Below are 21620 nucleotides of genomic sequence, written 5' to 3'. Positions count from 1 at the left end.
ACTGAGACCGATCGTGGTCTTTGCTCCACGGACGGGTCGATAGCGTTTGCCCCTCAACGTTATCCCCTCCGCGCCAGCGACACACTGTGCCGGAAAGGTAGTTCGACGTGGTCGGTGAACAGGTGACACGGGAACTCGCGGCGAGGCTCGGCGAGGACGGCATCGACGTCGTTCGCGTCGTCTTCCCCGACCTGCTGGGCACGGACCGAGGCCGTGACATCCTCGTACAGCATCTACCAGCGGTTACGCAGCGCGGGCTGTCGTTCTGCCGGGCCGTTTACAGCACCACCCCCGGCGGCAAGACCACCGAGAACGGGGGTGTGCTCGACGCCGGTCTGCCCGACGTCATCGTGGTTCCCGACCTGGACACCCTGCTCCCGATCCCGTGGGAGCCGGGCGTCGCGTGGTGCATCGGCGACGCGGTCAGCCCGGCTGACGAAAGACCCGTCGACGAATCACCGCGGCAGGTGCTGCGCAGGGCCCTGGAAATATTCGAGACCACCGGTCTGACGCCCGTGATCGGTCCCGAGTTGGAATATTTTCTCTGCGAGCCGGACGAAGATCGCCCGAACGGGTGGCGGCCCTACTGCGACGAGCCGGGCAACGTGTACGCCACGGGCCGCCGGGGCGATTCAGACGGTCATCTGTTGAGAACTCTTCGCACGCTCAGTTCGGCGGGCCTGCAGACGACCGGCGGCAACCACGAGTACGCGGGCGGGCAGTTCGAAATCAACCTCGTCCATTCGCCCGCCATGGATGCCGCCGATCGCGCGTTCCGGTTCAAAACGAGCGTGAAAGAGCTCGCCCGCCGGGAGGGCCGGCTCGCGACGTTCATGGCCAAACCGTTCAACGACGGCGGCGGATCGGGCTTCCACCTGCACCTCTCGTGCCACGAGAAGGACGGCCGCAACGCGTTCCAGGCGTCCGGCACCTCGCACGGCCTGAGCGACGAGGCGCGCTGGGCCATCGGCGGCATCCTCAAGCACGCCCCGGCGCTGGCCGCGCTGCTCAACCCCACGGTCAACTCCTACAAGCGGTTCGGTCCCGACTCGCTCGCGCCCTGGTTGATCGACTGGGGCCTGGACAACCGCAGCGCGATGCTGCGGGTGCCGGCCGAACGCGGCGAGACGACCCGGCTCGAACTGCGGCTCGGGGACGCGAGCGCGAACCCCTACCTCGGCATCGCCGGCCTCATCGCGGCCACCTACCTGGGCATTCGCGACCGGATCGAGCCGCCGCGGCCGTCCGCCGGGTACGGGTACGACCCGTCGAAGGCGCCGACGCTGCCCGCCACGCTGCCGGACGCGCTCGCCTATCTGGAGGAGGACACCTCGATGGTCGAGGTGCTGGGCAAGGACTTCGTGCGGTCCTATGTGGACTTCAAGTGGGAGGAGGTGGCCCGCTTCCAGCGGTTCGTGACCGACTGGGAGTTCACCGAGTACGCGTACCACCTATAGTTCACCCGCGATGACTGCACTTACGGACCGGCTCACCTCGATCGCCGACGAAGACGAACTGTTCGACACCTTCTCCCACTGGGCCGCCGAGCGCGGCCTGGCGCTGTACCCGGCGCAGGAGGAGGCGGTCATCGAACTCGTTTCCGGGGCCAACGTCATCCTCAGCACGCCCACGGGATCCGGCAAGAGCCTGGTGGCCATCGGCGCCCACCTCGTCGCGATGGCGGCCAACCAGCGCAGCTTCTACACCGCGCCGATCAAGGCGCTGGTCTCGGAGAAGTTCTTCGCGCTGTGCGAGGTGTTCGGCCCGGAGAACGTCGGCATGATGACCGGCGACGCCAGCGTCAACGACCAGGCGCCCATCATCTGCTGCACCGCCGAGATCCTCGCGAACATCGCCCTGCGCGACGGCCACACGGCCGACGTCGGCCAGGTCGTGATGGACGAGTTCCACTTCTACAGCGAGCCCGACCGCGGCTGGGCCTGGCAGGTGCCGATCGTCGAGCTGCCGCAGGCCCAGTTCCTGCTGATGTCGGCGACGCTGGGCGACGTCGCGTTCTTCGAGAAGGACCTGACCCGGCGCACCGGCCGCCCGACCGCCGTGGTCCGCTCGGCACAGCGCCCGGTGCCGTTGAACTTCCAGTACGTCTCCACGCCGTTGCACGAGACGATCGAAGACCTCCTGCACGGCCGTGAGGCGCCGATCTACGTCGTGCACTTCACCCAGGCCGCCGCGCTGGAGCGCGCGCAGTCGCTGATGAGCGTGAACGTCTGCTCGAAGCAGGAGAAGGAAGCGATCGCCGAGACGATCGGCAACTTCCGGTTCTCCTCCGGGTTCGGCAAGACGCTGTCGCGGCTCGTGCGGCACGGCATCGGCGTGCACCACGCCGGCATGCTGCCCAAGTACCGGCGCCTGGTCGAGCAGCTCGCGCAGGCCGGCCTGATGAAGGTCATCTGCGGCACCGACACGCTCGGCGTCGGCATCAACGTCCCGATCCGCACGGTCGTCTTCACGGCGCTGTCGAAGTACGACGGCACCCGCACGCGCATCCTGAAGGCGCGTGAGTTCCACCAGATCGCCGGCCGGGCGGGCCGCGCGGGCTACGACACGGTGGGCACGGTCGTCGTGCAGGCGCCCGAGCACGAGGTCGAGAACATCAAGGCTCTGGCGAAGGCCGGCGACGACCCGAAGAAGCGCCGCAAGGTCGTGCGCAAGAAGGCCCCGGACGGGTTCGTCTCGTGGAGCGAGTCGACGTTCGAACGGCTCGTCGGCGCCGAACCGGAGCCGTTGACCTCGTCGTTCCAGGTCTCGCACGCAATGCTGCTCAACGTCATCGGCCGCTCCGGCGGTGGCGCGTTCGCCGCCATGCGGCACCTGCTCGAGGACAACCACGAGGACCGTCCGAAGCAGCTCCGGCACATCCGGCGCGCGCTGGCGATGTACCGGGCGCTGGTCGCGGCGGGCGTGGTGGAACGCGACGGCGACGACTTCCGCCTGACCGTCGACCTGCAGTTCAACTTCGCGCTGAACCAGCCGCTGTCGCCGTTCGCGCTGGCCGCGATCGAGCTGCTGGACCGCGAGGCACCGGGCTACGAGCTGGACGTGCTGTCGGTGATCGAGTCCATTCTGGACGACCCGCGGCAGATCCTGGGCGCGCAGGAGCACCAGGCGCGCGGCGAGGCGATCGGCGCGATGAAGGCCGACGGCATCGAGTACGACCAGCGCATGGAGCTGCTGGACGAGGTCACGTACCCGAAGCCGCTCGTCGAGCTCCTCGACGCGGCGATGTTCACCTACCGCCGTGGTCACCCGTGGGTCGACGACTACAAGTTGTCCCCCAAGGCCGTCGTGCGCGACATGTACGAGCGCGCGATGACGTTCACGGAGTACGTGTCGTTCTACGGCCTGGCGCGCTCCGAGGGCCTGGTGCTGCGGTACCTGGCCGACGCCTACAAGGCGCTGTCGCAGACGGTGCCGGAGGAGGCGAAGACCGAGGAGCTCAACGACCTGATCTCGTGGCTGGGCGAGCTGGTCCGCCAGGTCGACTCGTCGCTGATCGACGAGTGGGAGAAGCTCACCAACCCCGACGCACCCAAGGAAGAAGTACGCGTCGACCTGCCGCCCGCGGTCACCCGCAACGTGCGCGCGTTCCGCGTGCTGGTCCGCAACGCGCTGTTCCGCCGCGTCGAACTGGCCGCGAAACGCGACTGGTACTCACTGGGCGAGCTCGACCACGAGTCGGGCTGGACGGCCAAGGAGTGGATGGACGCCCTCGAGCCGTACTTCGAGGAGCACAGGGACATCGGCGCGGGCCCGAACGCGCGCGGCCCGGCGTTCCTGATCATCAACGTCGAGCGCGAGCGCTGGGTGTGCCGGCAGATCTTCGAGGACCCGGCCGGTGACAAGGACTGGGGCTTCAACGCCGAGGTCGACCTCGCGGCGTCCGACGAGCTGGGCGAGGCGGCCGTGACGATCACGGACGTCGGCCGCCTCTGAGCAGTTCCTTCAGTCGCTCCGCCTCGTCGGGGCTGATCGGCAGTTCGTCGTTGTCGGACCGGCCGGTGCGCAGGTCGTCCAACTCGTGGGAGGACCCCCACTCCCCGTCGCGGAACTCCTCCTCGAAGGAGTCGTCACCGGCGTTCGTCCGGATGAGCCCGATCGCGTCCGCGACCTGCAACGCCGTGGGCCGGTTCGGAAGGATCGCGTAGTACCAGTGCGCGCCCGTCCACTCGGCGCGCCGGCGAAGGCGGATCTTCACGGCCAGCCGGTACGCGTCGTAGTTCCCCGTCGAGCCCGGCGGCAGCTCCTCGACCAGCAAGCCCTCGTCCGCCACCCGTGTCAGCAGATCCGACGGCCCCCACCCGAGGTCGCGCGTGAACGCCTCCTCGCGGTGCCCGTCCAGCCGGACCACCGCGACCGGCAGGCTGCTTCCGTCCACTTCGGACAGCACGAGGAAAGTGCGCGGCACACCCTGGCCGGCGATGACCGCCTCGGCTTCCTCCGCGCTGACCGGCAGGGCCCGGTAGAACGGGTTCAGGCCCTGTTCGATCACACGGACCATCGCCGACGGCAACCACCCGCGGTGCCCGGCGTGGATCTCGTCGCCCGCTTCCGTCCGCCGGAACACCGAGTGGAGCTTCACCGGTTCGAACTCGCAGTGGTACCACAACGCGAAGTACTGGGTCCCCGCACGCAGCCGCTCGGCCCGCACCCCGATCTCGATGGCGGCCCGCACATCGGCAGCCTCGGACCGGCCGCTCAGTTCCTCGACCCGCAGCTCCGTACGCCCGAGCAGGTCCGAGAGCCGCCACACCAGGTCGTCGCGGATGCAGACCTCCTCCGCCGAAGGAATCTTCCGCACCAGCGCGAACGGGTAAGCCCCGCCGTCATGCACCACGAACCACGACGGCCTGGCCGCCTCCCACTTGAAACGTTCGAGCTCGTCGTCGCTGATGGGCAGCCACTTCTGCCCATCGAGGTCTCGCTGCTCCGCCCGCCAGATGTTCCCCTGGTCGAGCCATTCCTCGACGCCGTCACGCCGGCGCATCACGGCCTTCAGCATCGTCGGGTCAGGCAGCTCACCGACCGCGATGGACGTGTGGAACACCGCAAGACACGGCAACCCGGCCCGCGCCGCCCGCAAGACCCGAAGCACGTGGTCGTAGAACTCGTACCCGTCGACCTCAGCCACCGTCCACCCCGGCTGCGGCAGGTCCAGCAGGTTCGACCCGGTCCATTCGCCTTGCCCGGTGAGCTGCTCTTCCCCGCGGTAGTCGGCCCGGACCAGCGCGAGCGGAACCGGGCCACCGTCCTGAATCACGAAGTACTTCACCGGATCCCCCCAGATCGGCCGGGCTCAAGTCATACCACGAGGTGCAGTGACTTCAGGCCGCGCAGGGCGGGGTCCGGCCGGAACTCCGGTTCGCCCGCGTCCGGGTCGAGCCGCAGGCCGGGGAACCTGGCCGCCAGCATCGGGAACAGCACCTGGCCTTCCAGCCGGCCGAGGAACGCGCCGATGCAGTAGTGGATGCCCGCGCCGAACGTCAGGTGCGTGACCGCCGACTCGCGTTTCAGGTCGAGCGTGTCCGGGTCGGGGTAGCGGGCGGGGTCGCGGTTGGCCGCGCCGAGCACAGGGAACAGCAGCTCGCCGGCCCTGATCCGCTGGCCGCCGATCTCCATGTCCTCGCTGGCGAGCTGCGGGGTGATGATCGGCGCCGGCGAGTCGTAGCGGAGGAGTTCCTCGGCCGCGGTCGCCGCGATGGGTTCGGTGCGCAGCAGATCGAGCTGCGCGGGGTTGCGCAGCAGGGCGAGGACGCCGTTGCCGAGGTAGTTGGCGGTGGTTTCCAGGCCCGCGTTGATCAGCGAGATGATGTTGACGATCAGTTCGTCGTCGCTCTGCCACTCGCCGCGCTCGCCGAACAGGTCGGTGCCGGAGGCTCGCAGTTGTTCGGAGATCAGGTCGTCTGTTGGGTGGTGGCGGCGTTCGGCGAGCAGGTCGCGCAGGTAGGCCATCAGGTCGTCCATCGCGGCGGACGAAGTGTGTGCGACGGCGATGGGGTCGGCGCCGAACTGGCCTTCCCCCAGCGTTTTCATGACGTCGGTGCCCCAGCGGGTGAGCTGATGCTGGTCTTCTCGTGGCACGCCGACGAGATCCATGACCACGCGGGCCGGGAACGGGTAGGCGACCTCGGCCAGGAAGTCGCCGCCGGTGAAGCCGCCGAGCAGTTCGGAGCAGGTCTGTTCGACGAGCGCGCGCCGGTGTTCCATCGCGCGCGGGGTGAAGCTGCGGTTCATCAGCTTGCGCAGGCGGGTGTGGTTCGGGCGGTTGCTGAACGGCAGCGACGAGTCCATGCGGCTGATGAACGGGTTCATCCGGGCGAGGACGTCGTGGGGCAGGCGGGCCATCAGCGTCGCGGTGGAAGGGCGGACGACGGCGGTGCGGCGCAGCACGTCGGTCACGTCCGCGTGCCTGGTGAGCACCCAGCCGTCGAGGGCGTCGTCGTGGTGGACGGGCGCGAGGTCCCGCAGCAGCGCGTAGAACGGGTAGGGGTCGGCGAGGAAGTCCGGGTGCATCGGGTTGATGTGGATGGACGACTCGACGTGCGCGGCCGGCGGTGGCGGGGGCGGCGGCACCTGGGCGATGGCGGTGCGGACGGCGTCGGCGAGGCCGGTCAGGGCGGGCGGGACCAGCATCGTGAAGTGGTCGCCCGGCACGGTGCGGACTTCCAGGGAGCCCGTCGCGACTCGTTCCCAGCCGTTCGCGGGCGCGTCGAAGAACAGCTCGACGTGCCGGTCGTCCTCGAGCACGTGGGGGAAGCCGCCGGTGGCCTTGATCAGCGTGACGTCGAGGTCGCTGGCCTGCGGTTCGTACCGGACGAGGGCCTCGACCTGGGCCTGGTAGACGCCCATGATCGTGGCGATGTGCTCCTCGACGGGCCGCGTGCCGGACGCGCCGAGGAACCGGCCGAGTTGCTCGCGTTGTTCCCGCGGCGTCAGCGACTGGTCGACGCGGCGGCGCGGCGCCCCGTCGTCCCGGAACGCGTGCTGCCGGATCGTCCACAGCTCCTCGATCACCGCGCGCTCGTCCCACGGCGGCTCCAGCTGTCCCGGCACGGCGGGGTACGCGTCGATCATGATGACCTTGGCGACCTCGTCCCCGCCGCGCCGCAGTTGCGTGCCGACCTCGTAGGCCACGACGCCGCCGAACGAGTGGCCGCCGACGAGGTACGGCCCGTACGGCTGGACCTGTTTGATCTCCCGCACGTACCGGGCGGCGAGCTCCTCGACGTCGCCGATCGGTTCCTCGGTGCCGTCGAAACCCGGCCCCTGCAGCCCGTAGAACGGCTGGCCCTGTCCGACCGCTCGGGCCAGCGGCAGCAGGTAGTACGCCGCCCCAACCGCGCCGCCGATGCAGAAGAACGGCCTGGGCGTGGTCAGCGCGAGGGTGAGTTGGCTGGCGGTCTGCGGAACATCCTGGCGCGCAAGGTGTTCCGCTACCGCGTCCACTGTGGGCAGTTCGAGGAACAACGTGTGCGGCACGCGGAAGCCGAGCCAGTCCGAGAGCGCACTCTGCAGTGACGCCACCGACAGCGACTCCAGGCCGAGCGTGCTGAGCGGTGTTTTCGGTGAGACCGCGTGTTCCGGCACGTGCAGCTCGGCCGCGATGTGCTTGATCAGCCACTCGCGGATCGTCTGGACCGTCGCGACCGCGCGGCCCGGCCCGTGGCCGAAATGCTTTGCCACCAACTCTTCCGCGTACGCGATCGCGCACTCGACGAGTTCGAACGCGGGCAGGCTGCCGACGTGGAACGTGTTCAGCTCGCCCTGCATCGCCTCGACGCGGTCGAGGACGCCCGACGCCAGGTCGTCCTCCCCGAAGTGCGGCAGGAACTTCCAGTCCTTGCGCACGTACGGCGCCTGGATGGTGCCGCCCAATTCGGCGACGTCTTCCTGGAACGCGCGGTCGTCCGCCCCGTAGGCGTAGCAGGCGTAGACGTCGCTGTCCTCGTACCGGTGGTGGAACGACACGACCTTCTTCGGTCGCGTGACGAGCGAGAAAGCCTCGCGCGGCAACCCTTCGGCCGCGCACACCATCGTCGAGTAGCCGACGTACCGCACCCGTGCCGCGATGTCCCGTTCTTCCGGCGTCGCGTCGAGCTGAGGGACCTGGTCGATCGGCACGGTCAGCACGAGCGCGTCGGCCTCGATCCACTCCCCCGCCTTGACCCGGATGTGGCCGCCGCCGCGGACGATCTGCTCGATGTCGGCGTTCACCCGGACGTCGAGGCTCTCCGCGACGCGCCGCCAGAGCGTGCCGAAACCGCCCTTGATCGTGAAGCTGCCGGCGTGCCCGAGCAGCTCGCGGGTGCTCGACAGCAGGCCCGTCATCTCCGCGTACTTGAGGAAGTACAGCGCGGGCACCTCGTCGAGCGCCCCGTAGCCGGCGGCCGTGTACCCGGTGCCGAACGACTCGGCCATCGCCTCCAGCCCGTGTTCCTCGAGCCACTGCTTCGCCGGTGTGGCAAGCGCTTTCGCCGAGTGCGCCAGCCCGGGTTCACCGAGGCGCGGGAACTCGGCGTCGCGAATCCGGGTGTACCGCTGGAAGTTCTCGTAGGTGAAGAACGCCGAACTCTGCGGCCGCGACTCCCCCGTGGTCACGTCGAACACTCGGTGCGGCGTGGTCGGCTCGGTGTCGATGCCGAGCTCCGTGACCAGCTTGGCCAGCCGCTCGTACTCGGTCGTGCAGACGTGGCCGCCCAGGTCGAACGCGTGGCCGCCGATGTCGACCGACGCGCACTTGCCGCCGACCTCGCCACTCCGTTCGAGGACGATGGCGCGGTGACCGGCCCGGTGGAGGGCGCGGGCCGTGGTGAGGCCGCTGACGCCCGCGCCGATGATGACGACCGTCTTCATGTCAGACCCGCTCGCTAAGCTTGAAATTGGGGGAACCCGGCCCGCGCCGTGTGTGTGGTGCACGCTCACCGCGCGTGGCGGGCAGACGACAGGCGTGGCGGACAGACATCACGTGTGGAGCACAGGCATCACGTGCGGCCTTGGAGAAACGCCTGACGGCACGCACCCCGCCGAACCTTCCCGCTGGTCGTCTTCAGCACCAGCCCCTGCGGCCGCACCACCACCTGGTCCACGGCGAGCCCGCAAGCCTCGAACACCCGCCGCCGCACCGCCTCCGCGATCTCCGCGCGCTCACCCTCGGACGTCCGGACCGAACTGGTCTCGACGAACAGCACCAAGCTTTCGCCGTCCTCGCGGGGCACGCCGAACGCCGCCACCCCGCCCGGCCGCACCCCCGCGTGGCAGTCGCGCACAGCGTCCTCGACGTCCTGCGGGTAGTGGTTGCGGCCGTTGATGATGATCACGTCCTTGAGCCTGCCGGTGACGAACAGCTCGCCGTCCGCGAAGAAGCCGAGGTCGCCGGTGCGCAGGTAGTGCCGCTCGTCGCCGGGCACCTGGGCGTGGAACGTCTGCCGGGTCTCGTTCTCCAGACCGTGGTAGCCGAGGGCGGTCGTGCTTGACGCCACCCAGATCTCGCCCACGCGGTCGGCGGGGCAGACCAGCGAGGTCGACGGGTCGACGATCAGCACGCTGGCGCCCGGCTTGGTGACGCGGCCGCAGCCCGTCACGGGCCGGCCGTCCTGGGCGGGCAGGACTTCGCCGCGCTGGAGGGCCGCGCGGTCCAGGCGCAGCACGGACTTGCCGCCCATCGTGACGCTGACGGTGTTCTCCGCCAGGCCGTACGCCGGGTAGAAGGACGCGCGGTTCAGGCCCGCCGAGGCGAAGGCGGCGCAGAAGGAGTCCACTGTGGACGGGCGGACGGGTTCGGCCGCGGACATCACCACGCGCAGCGGGCTCAGGTCCCAGGTGGCGCGCTGGTCCGGCGTGGTCTTGCGGACGGCCAGGTCGAAGGCGAAGTTCGGGGCGGCGGTGTGGGTCGCGCGGACTCGGGACATCACGTCGAACCACAGGGCCGGGCGGTGCAGGAACGTCAGCGGCGACATCAGGTACGTGTGCGCGTTGCCGGTCAGCGTGCTCAGGATGACGCTGATCAGGCCCAGGTCGTGATACTGCGGGATCCAGAACACGCTGATCGTGTCGTCGCCCAGGCCCAGGTCGGAGGCGTTCGCGGCGAGTTCGCAGGCCAGGTTGGCGTGGCTGATCACGACGCCTTTGGGCGACGCGGTCGAGCCGGAGGTGTACTGCAGCAACGCCGGTTCGTCGCCGGAAACCGTCGAGTGCCACTCGAAACTCGACGGCCGCACGCGGTCCGTCCGGTGCCAGCGCAAGCGGGGCCAATCCGGTTTGGCGCGGTCGAAGAACCCGGTCACCGCGCCTACCGTGCGGGCGCGCTCGTAGGTGCCGTTGGTCAGGGCGCCGACCGGCTTGCAGTTGTCCACTATGGACCGGAATCCGGTGAGGTCGTGGCCCAGCCGCACCGGGTTCGGCGGGTACACGGGCACCGGAACGACGCCGGCGACCAGGCAGCCGGCCAGGGCGCGCACGAAGTCCGGGCCGGGCGGGTAGACCAGCAGCGCGCGGTCGCCCGGCCGGAAGCCCCAGCCGCGCAACGCGCTCCCGACGGCCTCCGCGGCGGTGGCGAGAGCGCCGGCGGTGATCGTCTCCTCGTCGCGGCCGCGTTCGTCCACAAATGTGAACAACGACCGTTCCGGAGAGTGTTTCCACAAAGCCTGAAATGCGGAGACGACGGTGTCTGGCGCAGCGCTGGTTTTCATCGCGAGGACCGTAGCAACGCCCGCCCGTACTGCGGAACCCTTCGTTACCCGAACGGCCGATCGGCTTGTCACAACGAGACAACATCCTTGACAGCGTGAGTGGAGGCGGATTTCCTGTTGCCACAAGCCTTTTCGCCACACCTGCCGCCACCTGCGCAAACGTCACACGACGGCATGCCAGTTGAGACAAACATTTACCACGAATGAGGTGCGAGGGTGTTCGCGTTTTCCTCGCCGGAAGACCCGGATGTTGATCTGACGAGAGATCTTGATCTCGATTCATTGGCACGCGTCGAACTGCTCATCGCGCTGCGCACACAACTGCCGAACCCACCGGCGATCACCGTCTCGGACATGTGCGAGTTCCGCACGCTCGGCGACCTGCAAGCAGCACTCGAGGGCAGACCCTGGCCAGGTTTGCCCCGCGACACCGAGCACCTGCACGTCGAGGCGACGCGACCAGAGCTGCCCGACAGCCCACTGGCGTGGATGATCGAACAGTTCCTCATCGCCTCGGGCGCGTCGGCCTTGCGCGAGGTCTCCCTGCTGCGCGACCCCGGCACCGCGAACGGCCCGATCACGGTGCGCGGTCAAGGAAAGCGGCTCGCGCTCGTCTCGGATGTCACGCACGGCACCGCCAGGATCGCCGGCACCGGACCGCGCCCCATCACCGTCCGTGACACCCGAAGGCTCGACGAGTGCCTCGACCGGGCCAAGAAGTGGGCCGCCGACGAGTTCCAGGGCACGGCACGAGCGACGAGCGTGCGTGAGGTCCACGTGCGCCCGACCGGAATTCTTGCCACTCCCGGACAGGTTTCGGTGGCCGCCGGACGAGCAAAAGACGGGCGAGCCGAGTGCGACGTCGTACTGAGGGACGCGACAGGCGCGGACGAGGCCGCACAGATCGAGCTGCGCGGTGTGCGACTGATCCGCCATCCGCGCTGACGACAGTGCGGAGAACCGTTCGATAATCCTGTATGAACCCGAACGACTGAACTGCGGACGCGCTCACCCACATCAGCGCCACACCACTGTGGCAAAAGAGTTAATACGACTGTCGAGAAGTCGCTAGGCCAGAGAACTCAATGTGACGTTGGATGCGATCCAGGACACACCGATTCGGCCCAACACCCCCGGCGCCACCTGGCCTACCAGGCACGTAGAACCGACACGGTGTCGAGAAAGCTCGACTAAACGTCGGAACCGCTCCATTTCAGCCTTCCGCCATAAGAGCGCACCAATTGAGACAGGCGCCTGTTGAGACGGAATGGAAGCACGATTGACCGGGTAGTCTGGGTGGGGCAACATCATTGCGCTGGACCACACCGGTCGAGATATGGTGTTGCTCAGTGGGGGAATTTCCGCAGTCGGCCTCTCCCTCTGATGTGGCCCGACGGGAGGATTGAAGTGGACCCGGCACTGGACGCGTTGCGCGACCGGCTGGCGGAGATCATCGCCTCACCGCCGGAGAACACCGAAGACCTCGTCGACACCCTGAGCGGCCTCGCCAAGCTGTCGAACCAGTGGTCCGAGGCGATCCAGGCGCTGCGCGCGCCCACCCGCAGGCTCATCGGCCCCGCCGCGGCCGCGTCGGTGAGCGTCGCCGCCCGTCGTGCGGAGGAGTCCTTCATCGAGCTGGAGATCACGCTCGGTGACGCGCTGGCGGCCCAGCCGAGAGCCGTCCGTCAGCCGTGAGCGGCCGTGAGCACGCCGGTCGTTTCTGACGAGACCGCGAGGCACGCCTGACCAGGCAAGTGCACGCTGCGTGATAGCGGTTTCCGTCTGCCATCCGAGACACACCCGATCGGAGGGTTTCCGCACGTCCTCCCACTGGCGGATGATGCGCCCGATCAGGCATTTCGGGGTGGGAGGGGGAACCGTCCGTGCACACGCTGGGCAACCGGACCCCCGCGACGGCTCACCCTCCGTGAGGGGGCATGATCGCCTATCCGACGCCCTCGGCCCACCAGGCGCGCGATGACCGAGCGTGGTCTAATCGCCGCCACGTGAGGATCGGCCGTACACAGTTTGGACTCGATCTCGAATGACCTCAGGTCTGCCCTGCCCCATCTGCGAGGGGCCGGATCGACGTGGCAGCCTCGAGCGCTCCCTGCGGGTGCTCGCCGTCGACGACGAGGCGCCCGCGCTTGAGGACCTCACGTACCTGTTGCGCTCCGATCCGCGCATCGCCCACGTGGAAGCGGTCACCGACGCCACCAAGGCGCTGCGGGTGCTGCACCGCGCGATGGACGCCGGGCAGCCGTTGGACGCGGTGTTCCTCGACATCCGCATGCCGGGGCTGGACGGTCTCGACCTCGCCCGCGTGCTGTCGCGGTTCGCGCAGCCGCCGCCCGTGGTGTTCGTGACGGCGCATCAGCAGCCCGCGGTGGAGGCGTTCGAGCTCAAGGCACTCGACTACCTGCTCAAGCCGGTGCGCCAGGAACGGCTCGCGGAGTCCGTGCACCGCATCGTGCACGAGGTCTGGGACTCCAAGACCTCGCAGGAACCCACCGCCCCCACGCCCGCGCAGCCCGCGAACGCCACGCCGCCGGAGATGGGTGACGAGGTCATCCCCGTCGAACTCGGTGGCGTCACGCGGTTCATCCGGCTCGCCGACATCCGGTACGTGGAGGCGCACGGCGACTACGCCCGCCTGCACACCGCGACCGGCAGCGGCCTGGTGCGCGCGGCGTTGAACGGACTCGAAGAACGCTGGCGCAGCGCGGGATTCGTCCGCATCCACCGCAGCCACCTGGTGTCGCTGGGCCACATCGACGAGCTGCGGCTGGAGGACGGGCACCTCAGCGTCACGATCGGCGGCGCCGTGCTGCCGGTCAGCCGCCGGCACGCGCGGCACCTGCGGCAGCTGCTGGTGCGGCGCGCCCGGCCTGCTCCCGTGGCGGGCCAGGCGACTCCCGCCGGCGTCGTGCAACCGAGAAACGGGCTCGGGTCGTGACCACGCCACCACCCCAACGGCCGGTGCCGAAGCCGACCCAGCGTGTGGTGGTGACGAGCCCGCGCACCAGGGCGCCCCGTGCGCGCCGCCCGTACTCGGGCACGCGCGAGATCAACGAGCAGAGCGAGCTCGGCGCGGTGTACATGCGCACGCTCATCCGGGCGCAACGGCGGTTGGGGCTGTCGGTGTGCCTCGTGGCGTGCGGGGCCCTCGGGCTGTTGCCGTTGCTGTTCTCGATCGAGCCGGAGCTCGGGAAGTTCCGGATCCTCGGGCTCGGGCTGCCGTGGTTCCTGCTGTGCGTGGCGACGTTCCCGATGCTGCTGCTGGCGGGCTGGTTCTACGTGCGGCAGGCCGAGCGCAGTGAACGGGAGTTCGCGGAGCTGGTCGAACGTCCATGACGAGTGGTTACGCCATCGTGGCGGTGCTGGTCGTCGCACTGGGCACGATCCTGATCGGCACCTACGGACTGCGCGTTTCCCGCACCACGTCTGACTTCTACGTCGCCTCGCGCACGGTTTCCCCGTGGTGGAACGCTTCCGCGATCGGCGGCGAGTACCTCTCGGCGGCCTCGTTCGTCGGCATCGCCGGGCTGATCTTCGCCTACGGGCCGGACATGCTGTGGTTCCCGGTCGGCTACACGGCCGGATACCTGGTGCTGCTCACCATGGTCGCCGCTCCCCTGCGGCGATCCGGTGCCTACACGCTGCCGGACTTCGCCGAGGCCCGCTTCCGTTCCCGCGGCGTGCGCGCGGTCGCGTCGATCCTGGCGCTGGCGATCGGCTGGCTGTACCTGTTGCCGCAGCTGGAAGGCGCCGGCCTGACGCTGAACACGGTGACGGGCGCGCCGGACTGGCTGGGCGCGCTGGTCGTCACGGTGGTCGTGACGGTGAACGTGATGTCCGGCGGGATGCGGTCGATCACGTTCGTGCAGGCGTTCCAGTACTGGCTCAAACTCACCGCGATCACCGTGCCGATCGTGTTCCTGATCATCGCGTGGCAGGTGCACGGCGCGGAGTCGCTGACCAAGCCGGAGTTCCCGACTTTCCGGCAGGACACCGAGGTCTCGTTCCACAACAACACGGTGATCCACGCCGAGCAGTCCATCTTCATCAAGGGCAGCGGCGAGATCGACGGCACGCGCATCGAGAACACCGGCCTCGTGCTGACCGACGGCAACCACCGCATCGGGCAGGGCTCGAAGTTCACGTTCCCCCAAGGCGCTCCGGTACCGCACGTGTCCACAATGGCGCACAACACCAACGCGACGTGGGCGCTGCCGGAGTCCAGCGGGCAGCAGTTCCCGTTGTACGGGGCCTATTCGCTCATCATCGCGACGTTCCTGGGCACGATGGGCCTGCCGCACGTGATCGTGCGCTTCTACACCAACCCGAACGGCACCGCCGCGCGCCGCACGACGTTGATCGTGCTCGGCCTGCTGTCGGTCTTCTACCTGATGCCACCGATGTACGGCGCGCTCGGACGGATCTACACGCCCGAGTTGTTGATGACCGGCCAGACGGACGCCGTCGTGCTCGTGTTGCCGACACGAATGATCGAGGGCATCGGCGGCCAACTGCTCGGTGCTCTCGTGGCGGGTGGCGCCTTCGCGGCGTTCCTGTCGACGTCTTCGGGCCTGGTCGTGTCGCTGGCGGGCGTGCTGTCGCAGGACGTGCTGCGGCTCGGCGGCGTGCGCGGATTCCGGATCTCCACGGTGCTCGCGGGCATCGTGCCGCTCGCGATGACGTTCGTGTCGACGGGCATGCCGGTAGCGGACATGGTCGGCCTGGCGTTCGCGGTGGCGGCGTCGTCGCTGTGCCCGTTGCTGATGCTGGGAATCTGGTCGACCCGGATAACGAAGGTCGGCGCCATCGCGGGCATGCTCGCGGGCGGCGTCCCGGCACTGACCGCGGGCCTCGTCACGATGTTCACCGACACCGGCGACGCCTGGTACGAGGTGCTCCTCTCGCGCCCCGCCGCGTGGACGGTGCCGCTCGGCTTCACGGTCATGTACGTCGTCTCCCTGCTCACCCAACGGCACGTGCCGCCGGGAGTGCAGCGGACGATGGTCAGGCTCCACGCACCCGAGAACCTCGGGTTGGACGGCTCCGGCCCCGCCTCAGCCGACGAGCGAAGCTAGGTGATGTGAGATGCAGGACTTCCTCACCGCCGCCGCGATCCTGATCGTGGGCGGAGCGGCCGTGCTCGTCTTGTGGCGGGGCACGCGCAACAAGCAGTCGCTCTCGACCGAGGCCCAGCGCGTCACCTACGAAACACTGCACACGGCCTGGTCCGCCGCACCGCCGTTGCGTGCAGGCCTGGTTCCCGACGCCGCCAAGAAGTCCGCGCGTCACCTGCGCACGCTGCTGGACACACCTGCCCTCGCACTGACCGACGAGACGGAAGTCGTTGCGTGGGAAGGGGTTTCCGACCACCACGCGGCCGAGGCGATGGCCCAGGCCGAGGACGTGTTCCTGACCGGGCGCACCCAGGCGTTCGACATCGGCTGCACCGAGCCGAACTGCCCGATCAACTGTGCCGTGGTCGCGCCCCTGACCGTCGAGGGACGTGTCGTCGGAACTCTGGCCGCCTACTCGCGCGAGGCGTCGGCCGGGCTGGTGCGCGCGACCAACCAGGTGGCGCGGTGGGCGGCGGGTCAGCTGGAACTCGCGGAGCTGGACCGCTCGCGGACCCGGCTGGTGGAGGCCGAGGTGCGTGCGTTGCGTGCGCAGATCTCGCCGCACTTCATCTACAACTCGTTGTCCGCCATCGCTTCGTACGTCCGCACGAACCCCGAGCGCGCACGGACGTTGCTGCTCGACTTCGCCGACTTCACCCGCTACTCGTTCCGCCGCCACGGCGACTTCACGACGCTGGCCGAGGAGCTGCGATCGATCGACCAGTACCTCGCTTTGGAACGCGCGCGGTTCGGCGAACGGCTGAAGGTGACCTTGCAGGTGGCGCCCGAGGTGCTGCCGGTGACCGTTCCTTTTCTCTGCCTGCAGCCGTTGGTGGAGAACGCGGTGCGGCACGGCATGGAGGGCAAGGTCGAGCCGGGGCACATCCAGATCTACGCCAACGACGGCGGGGCCGAGGCTCACATCACCATCGAGGACGACGGCATCGGGATGGACCCCGAAAAGCTGCGCCGGACGCTGGCCGGGCAGGTGGACGAGTCCGCCGGGATCGGGCTCGGGAACATCGACGAGCGGCTGCGGCGGGTTTACGGGGACGAGTACGGGTTGGTCGTCGAGACCGCTTGCGGGCTGGGCACGAAGATCACCGTGCGGGTGCCGAAGTACCACGCGGGGATCAACGGCATGTGAGCTCCGCGCCGCCCCATCGCGTCTGCAAGTACCACCAACCGATGATCGATTCGCCGACAACTACACCCAACCTGTTCGGCGAGCACCGAACAGGTTGGGTGTAGTTGTGAGCTTGTTGATGTTGAGTTGGTGGTACTTGCAGACGCCAAAACCCACGGCCACTTAGGGCGCAAGTCCCAGAACTGATCAGCTGGCGGCCTTCGCCGCCCGCCGGTCCGCCGCGTCCAGCACCGCGCGGATCCAGTCGATCTCGTCGGTCCCACAGGCACCCTCGGCCGCAGCCCGGCGAAGGCGAACCCAAAGCCCCAGGTCGGTCCACTCCTGGAACCGCCGGTGCACGGTAGGAACAGTCACGCCGAACGAAGCCGGCAGATGCCGCCAGGCGCACCCCGACGACAGCACGAACACGATGGCCGTGAACACGGCGCGGTTGCAGACGCGGCCGCGGCCACCACCCTGGCGGCGGACCTTGGCCGGCGGGATGATCGGCTCGACGACGGCCCACAGGTTCGCGGACACGAGGCGCGACGAGAGTTGCTCGATGACGTCACCGCGGCCGGTCTCGCAGCTGTGCTCGGGCCAGGCGGCCGTGCGCATCCAGGAGTCCTGGCGTGGCGCGGTGTCGGCGGGCCGGGTGTCCTGGCGGGCGGACTCGGCGCGCTGGCGGGAGCGGAGCAGGGTGGCCAGGGCGGTGTCCTCGGCCGTGGTGCGGCGCTGGGGGACGGCGTAGGCCTGGTGCTGCTGGGCGTGCCGGGCGATCTCGGCGCCCACGGTGCGGCGGAACGAGGGGTTGGCTGCCAGGCGTGGGTCCACCGGCTGGCCGTAGCGCACCGGGACCTGGCCCTGACGTGGGGGAACGGGCCGTTGCGGCACTTGACGGGGCGGGACCTGCCTCGCGAGTCGCGGGTCCGGGGTTCGAGCGAACTGTGAGTCGGTCATTGGTGGTCCTCCGCCAGGACTTTTCCGTCAGGTGACAGCGCTCACAGTAAGAAGGAGGCCAGAAAACAGGTAAGTAGGTAGGCCATAAAAGGCGACGAGCGGGCGTGCGACGGCGATGCACGGCTTGCCCTGTTGAGACGAGTGGCGCACTGTCTGCGACGAACGGATAACCGGTCGTGGCACTTGTCCCACTACCGGGTGGGGCTGACCGCTCACGGTGCGCACCCATCGGACGGTAATGATCCGGTCGTTGACGCCTTAAGTACCGTTCGAACTGTGAAGCTTTTGGCCACCAGCGATCTGCACGTCTCCTACCAGGACAACCGTGAGGTTGTGGAGGCGATCGCGTCACCGGACCCGAGCGACTGGCTGATCATCGCCGGGGACATCGGCGAGAAGTTCGCCGCCATCGAGTGGACCCTCGAGACGCTGCGGCCCAAGTTCGGCAAGCTCATCTGGTCACCGGGCAACCACGAGCTCTGGACCACCAAGGACGACGACAACCAGGCCCGTGGCGAGGTGCGCTACAAGCAGCTCGTGGAGCTCTGCCGCAGCCTCGACGTGATCACGCCGGAGGACCCGTACGTCACGTTCCCCGGCAAAACCGGACCGGTCACCGTCTGTCCACTGTTCCTCGGATACGACTACTCCTTTCGGCCGCACGGTGCCACGGACGTGAAGTCGGCGCTCGCCATCGCGCACGAGGCGGGCGTGGTGTGCACGGACGAGTACTTCCTGCACCCCGACCCGTACCCGTCCCGCGAGGCCTGGTGCCAGGCACGGGTACGGGAGACCGAAGAGCGCCTCAAAGCCGTCGACGGCCCGACGGTGCTGATCAACCACTACCCGCTCGTCCGCGACCCCACGTTCGTGCTGCGCTACCCGGAGTTCGCGCTCTGGTGCGGCACGACGCTGACCGCCGACTGGCACAAGAGGTTCAACGCCGTCGAGATGGTCTACGGCCACCTGCACATCCCTCGCACGACGCACTACGACGGCGTGCGCTTCGACGAGGTCTCGCTCGGCTACCCGCGCGAGTGGAAGCCACGCGGCACCACCCAGGTGAAGCTGCACGACGTGCTGCGGGAGTCATAACGTGCTGGAGCAGCTTCTTCCCCCGCCCATCGCGGCGGTGGAGCGGTACGACGACGAACAGCCCGCCGACCTCTTCCCCGAGGAGGAGGCGCTGCTGGGCAACGCCGTGCCCAAGCGCCGGTTCGAGTTCGGCACCGTCCGGGCGTGCGCCCGCGAGGCCATGCGGAGCCTCGGCGCCGAACCTGTCGCGATCCTGCCGGGTCCCAAGCGCGAGCCGCTGTGGCCGGAGAACATCGTCGGCAGCCTCACGCACTGCTCTGGCTACCGGGCGGCGGCACTCGCCCGCACGTCCGACTTCCAGACCATCGGCATCGACGCCGAACCACACGCCGCCGCACCGAAGGGCGTGCTGGAGGCCATCGCGATCCCGGCGGAGCTGCGCAGGATGCCAGGCCTGAAGGTCGACGACCCGAAGATCTGCTGGGACCGGCTGCTGTTCAGCGCCAAGGAGTCGACCTACAAGGCCTGGTACCCGATCACCCAGCGGTGGCTGGGCTTCGAGGACGCCGACATCACGCTCAACGCCGACGGGACGTTCCACTCGCGCATCCTGCTGCCGGACACCCCGATCGCCGGATTCCACGGCCGCTGGCTGGTGCAGGGCGACATCCTCGTGACCGCCATCGCCGTCCCCGCTGCCCAGTAGAAATTCGGCTGTGCAGGAGACGTGTAGAGCGGATCACCAGACTCTCGAGCATGGTGACCCTCCCCCGAGTGCCCGTCGAGCGGCACGAGATCGGCATCGACGTGCTGTTCGGCGCGGTGCCGAACCGGCAGCTGGACGCCTCGCTGGAGGCCGTGGCGCGGCAGCAGGAGAGCCACGGGATCCGCCGCGGCCTGATGTGCTCGCTGCGCGGCGCGTTGTTCGACGTCTGCTCGGGCAACGACGACAGGAACGGCAAGTTCCTCAACAACGGGGGCCGCCACGGCGAAGCCGCCGGCTTGCGCGACGGCAGGACGGGGACCTCGCGCTGGCTCGTCGTGAACACCTGATCACGTGGGCGTGGCGGGTCGTCCCCCAGGCGGCCCGCCGACCCGGAACAAGGACACACGGGTGTCGGATTGATCAACCATGGTGCACAGTGGTGGGGTTAGCCCTCGACCGTCGGGAGGCCACCATGGGCGAGGACGTCGCGAAGCACGAGTTCACACGCGAGGACCGCACGCTGTACCGCACCAAAGTGCGGCGTTGCCTCGACGTGTTCGCGAGGATGCTGCGTGAGGCGAGGTTCGACTTCGAGAGGCCGATGACCGGCCTGGAGATCGAGATCAACCTCATCGACGAGAACGCCGATCCGGCGATGAAGAACCACGAGGCGCTCGAGGTCATCGACGACCCGGACTTCGTGACCGAGCTCGGTCAGTGGAACATCGAGATCAACGTGGCCCCGCGCCGGCTCGCGGGCGGCGGCATCACGTCGTTCGAGGAGACCGTCCGCCGCAGCCTGAACAAGGCCGAGGAGAAGGCGCGCGAGGTCGGCGCGCACATGGTCATCAACGGCATCCTGCCCACGCTGCGCACCAAGCACGTGACGCCGGACCAGCTGTCCAGCAATCCGCGCTACGCCCTGCTCAACGAGCAGGTGCTGGCCGCGCGGGGCGAGGACCTGCAGATCGCCATCGACGGCGTCGAGCGCCTGCACCTCACGGCCAGCTCGATCGTCCCCGAGGCGGCCTGCACGAGCACGCAGCTGCACCTGCAGGTCAGCCCAGAGCAGTTCCCGGCCTACTGGAACGCCGCCCAGGCCATCGCGGGCGTGCAGGTGGCGGTGGGCGCCAACTCCCCCTTCTTCCTGGGCAAGGAGCTGTGGCGCGAGACCCGCATCGCGCTGTTCCAGCAGGCCACCGACACCCGCGGCGACGAGCTCAAGGCCCAGGGCGTGCGCCCGCGGGTGTGGTTCGGCGAGCGGTGGATCAACTCGATCTTCGACCTGTTCGAGGAGAACGTCCGCTACTTCCCCGCGTTGCTGCCCATCTGCGACGACGAGGACCCGCTCGCCGTGCTCGACCACGGCGACACGCCGACGCTCAGCGAACTGAAGCTGCACAACGGCACCATCTACCGCTGGAACCGCCCGGTGTACGACGTGGTGCGCGATCGCCCGCACCTGCGCGTCGAGAACCGCGTGCTGCCGGCCGGGCCCACGATCGTCGACACCTTGGCCAACGCGGCGCTGTACTTCGGTCTGGTGCGGGCGATGGCAGAGGACGAACGTCCACTGTGGTCGCAGATGAGCTTCCAGGCGGCGGAGGAGAACTTCAACGCCGCCTCGCGCAACGGCATGGACGCGCAGATGTACTGGCCGGGCGTCGGCACCGTGCCCGTCGTCGAACTGGTGCTGCGCCGGCTGTTGCCGCTCGCGCACGAGGGGCTGATTCGCTGGGGTGTCGAGTCTTCGGAACGCGACCGGCTGCTGGGCGTGATCGAGCAGCGCTGCCTGGCCGGGGTCAACGGGGCGACGTGGCAGGCACGCGAATTCCACCGCCACTACGACCACACGCACATGGACCGGGCCGATGCGCTGCGCACCATGCTTCGGTCCTATGTGGACCTCATGCACGCCAACGAACCCGTGCACACCTGGCCTGTGACGCCGTGAA

Annotated in this window: 15 protein-coding genes and 1 pseudogene; 12 read left to right on the top strand and 4 right to left on the bottom strand. The window is 68.8% G+C overall.

Annotated features, from left to right (window positions below; all coding sequences use genetic code 11):
* The first annotated feature begins 122 nt into the window (after positions 1-122).
* On the top strand, positions 123-1457 hold the full coding sequence (locus tag ACWGE0_RS16315) for a glutamine synthetase family protein (protein WP_452261699.1): 1335 nt from the start codon (positions 123-125) through the stop codon (positions 1455-1457).
* 10 nt (positions 1458-1467) lie between these two features.
* Positions 1468-3954: a DEAD/DEAH box helicase gene (locus tag ACWGE0_RS16310; protein WP_452261698.1), complete on the top strand. Its 2487-nt coding sequence runs from the start codon at positions 1468-1470 to the stop codon at positions 3952-3954.
* Here ACWGE0_RS16310 and ACWGE0_RS16305 read toward each other — a convergent pair.
* From ACWGE0_RS16305 to ACWGE0_RS16295, 3 genes are all read right to left on the bottom strand, one after another.
* Positions 3932-5290, bottom strand: coding sequence for a hypothetical protein (locus ACWGE0_RS16305; protein ID WP_452261697.1), 1359 nt, complete (start codon positions 5288-5290; stop codon positions 3932-3934). The two genes, ACWGE0_RS16310 and ACWGE0_RS16305, sit on opposite strands and share 23 nt — an antisense overlap.
* A 29-nt stretch (positions 5291-5319) precedes the next feature.
* Entirely contained in the window at positions 5320-8871 is a 3552-nt protein-coding gene (locus ACWGE0_RS16300; protein ID WP_452261696.1) for a cytochrome P450, read from the bottom strand.
* A 128-nt stretch (positions 8872-8999) separates the two neighbouring features.
* Positions 9000-10706 (bottom strand): fatty acyl-AMP ligase, encoded by a 1707-nt coding sequence (locus tag ACWGE0_RS16295; RefSeq protein WP_452261695.1) that lies wholly within the window; start codon positions 10704-10706, stop codon positions 9000-9002.
* A gap of 216 nt (positions 10707-10922) precedes the next feature.
* Here ACWGE0_RS16295 and ACWGE0_RS16290 point away from each other — a divergent pair, with 216 nt between their 5' ends.
* The 6 genes from ACWGE0_RS16290 (at position 10923) to ACWGE0_RS16265 (ending at position 16985) form a co-directional block, all read left to right on the top strand.
* Positions 10923-11651 (top strand): acyl carrier protein, encoded by a 729-nt coding sequence (locus ACWGE0_RS16290; protein WP_452261694.1) that lies wholly within the window; start codon positions 10923-10925, stop codon positions 11649-11651.
* A gap of 462 nt (positions 11652-12113) precedes the next feature.
* Complete coding sequence (locus tag ACWGE0_RS16285) at positions 12114-12401, top strand: hypothetical protein (RefSeq protein WP_319966674.1); 288 nt, start codon at positions 12114-12116, stop codon at positions 12399-12401.
* 349 nt (positions 12402-12750) lie between these two features.
* Positions 12751-13662: a LytR/AlgR family response regulator transcription factor gene (locus ACWGE0_RS16280; RefSeq protein ID WP_452261693.1), complete on the top strand. Its 912-nt coding sequence runs from the start codon at positions 12751-12753 to the stop codon at positions 13660-13662.
* Positions 13659-14060, top strand: a complete 402-nt coding sequence (locus ACWGE0_RS16275) for a hypothetical protein (protein ID WP_319966676.1) — start codon at positions 13659-13661, stop codon at positions 14058-14060. Before ACWGE0_RS16280 ends, ACWGE0_RS16275 begins: the two co-directional genes overlap by 4 nt.
* Positions 14057-15799, top strand: coding sequence for a sodium/solute symporter (locus ACWGE0_RS16270; RefSeq protein WP_452261692.1), 1743 nt, complete (start codon positions 14057-14059; stop codon positions 15797-15799). The genes ACWGE0_RS16275 and ACWGE0_RS16270 overlap by 4 nt, the downstream gene beginning before the upstream one ends.
* Before the next feature lie 10 nt (positions 15800-15809).
* Positions 15810-16985: a sensor histidine kinase gene (locus ACWGE0_RS16265; RefSeq protein WP_452261691.1), complete on the top strand. Its 1176-nt coding sequence runs from the start codon at positions 15810-15812 to the stop codon at positions 16983-16985.
* Between the two features lie 189 nt (positions 16986-17174).
* Here the strand turns inward: ACWGE0_RS16265 and ACWGE0_RS16260 are convergent.
* Positions 17175-17582, bottom strand: a pseudogene (locus tag ACWGE0_RS16260) (transposase); the annotation flags it as partial.
* Positions 17583-18200: 618 nt separating this feature from the next.
* On the opposite strand from ACWGE0_RS16260, the gene ACWGE0_RS16255 reads away from it, so the two are divergent.
* The 4 genes from ACWGE0_RS16255 to ACWGE0_RS16240 all read left to right on the top strand — a co-directional run bounded on the left by ACWGE0_RS16255 (position 18201) and on the right by ACWGE0_RS16240 (position 21619).
* Entirely contained in the window at positions 18201-19019 is an 819-nt protein-coding gene (locus ACWGE0_RS16255) for a metallophosphoesterase family protein (protein WP_452261690.1), read from the top strand.
* A 1-nt stretch (position 19020) separates the two neighbouring features.
* On the top strand, positions 19021-19665 hold the full coding sequence (locus ACWGE0_RS16250; protein ID WP_452261689.1) for a 4'-phosphopantetheinyl transferase family protein: 645 nt from the start codon (positions 19021-19023) through the stop codon (positions 19663-19665).
* Positions 19666-19715: 50 nt separating this feature from the next.
* On the top strand, positions 19716-20012 hold the full coding sequence (locus tag ACWGE0_RS16245; RefSeq protein WP_452261688.1) for a hypothetical protein: 297 nt from the start codon (positions 19716-19718) through the stop codon (positions 20010-20012).
* A gap of 125 nt (positions 20013-20137) precedes the next feature.
* On the top strand, positions 20138-21619 hold the full coding sequence (locus ACWGE0_RS16240) for a glutamate--cysteine ligase (protein WP_452261886.1): 1482 nt from the start codon (positions 20138-20140) through the stop codon (positions 21617-21619).
* Position 21620: the final 1 nt, after the last annotated feature.

The organism is Lentzea sp. NPDC054927 (genome assembly GCF_053610285.1).
Note: the sequence above shows the minus strand (reverse complement) of the source record. Positions and strands in the feature narration are given on the sequence as shown.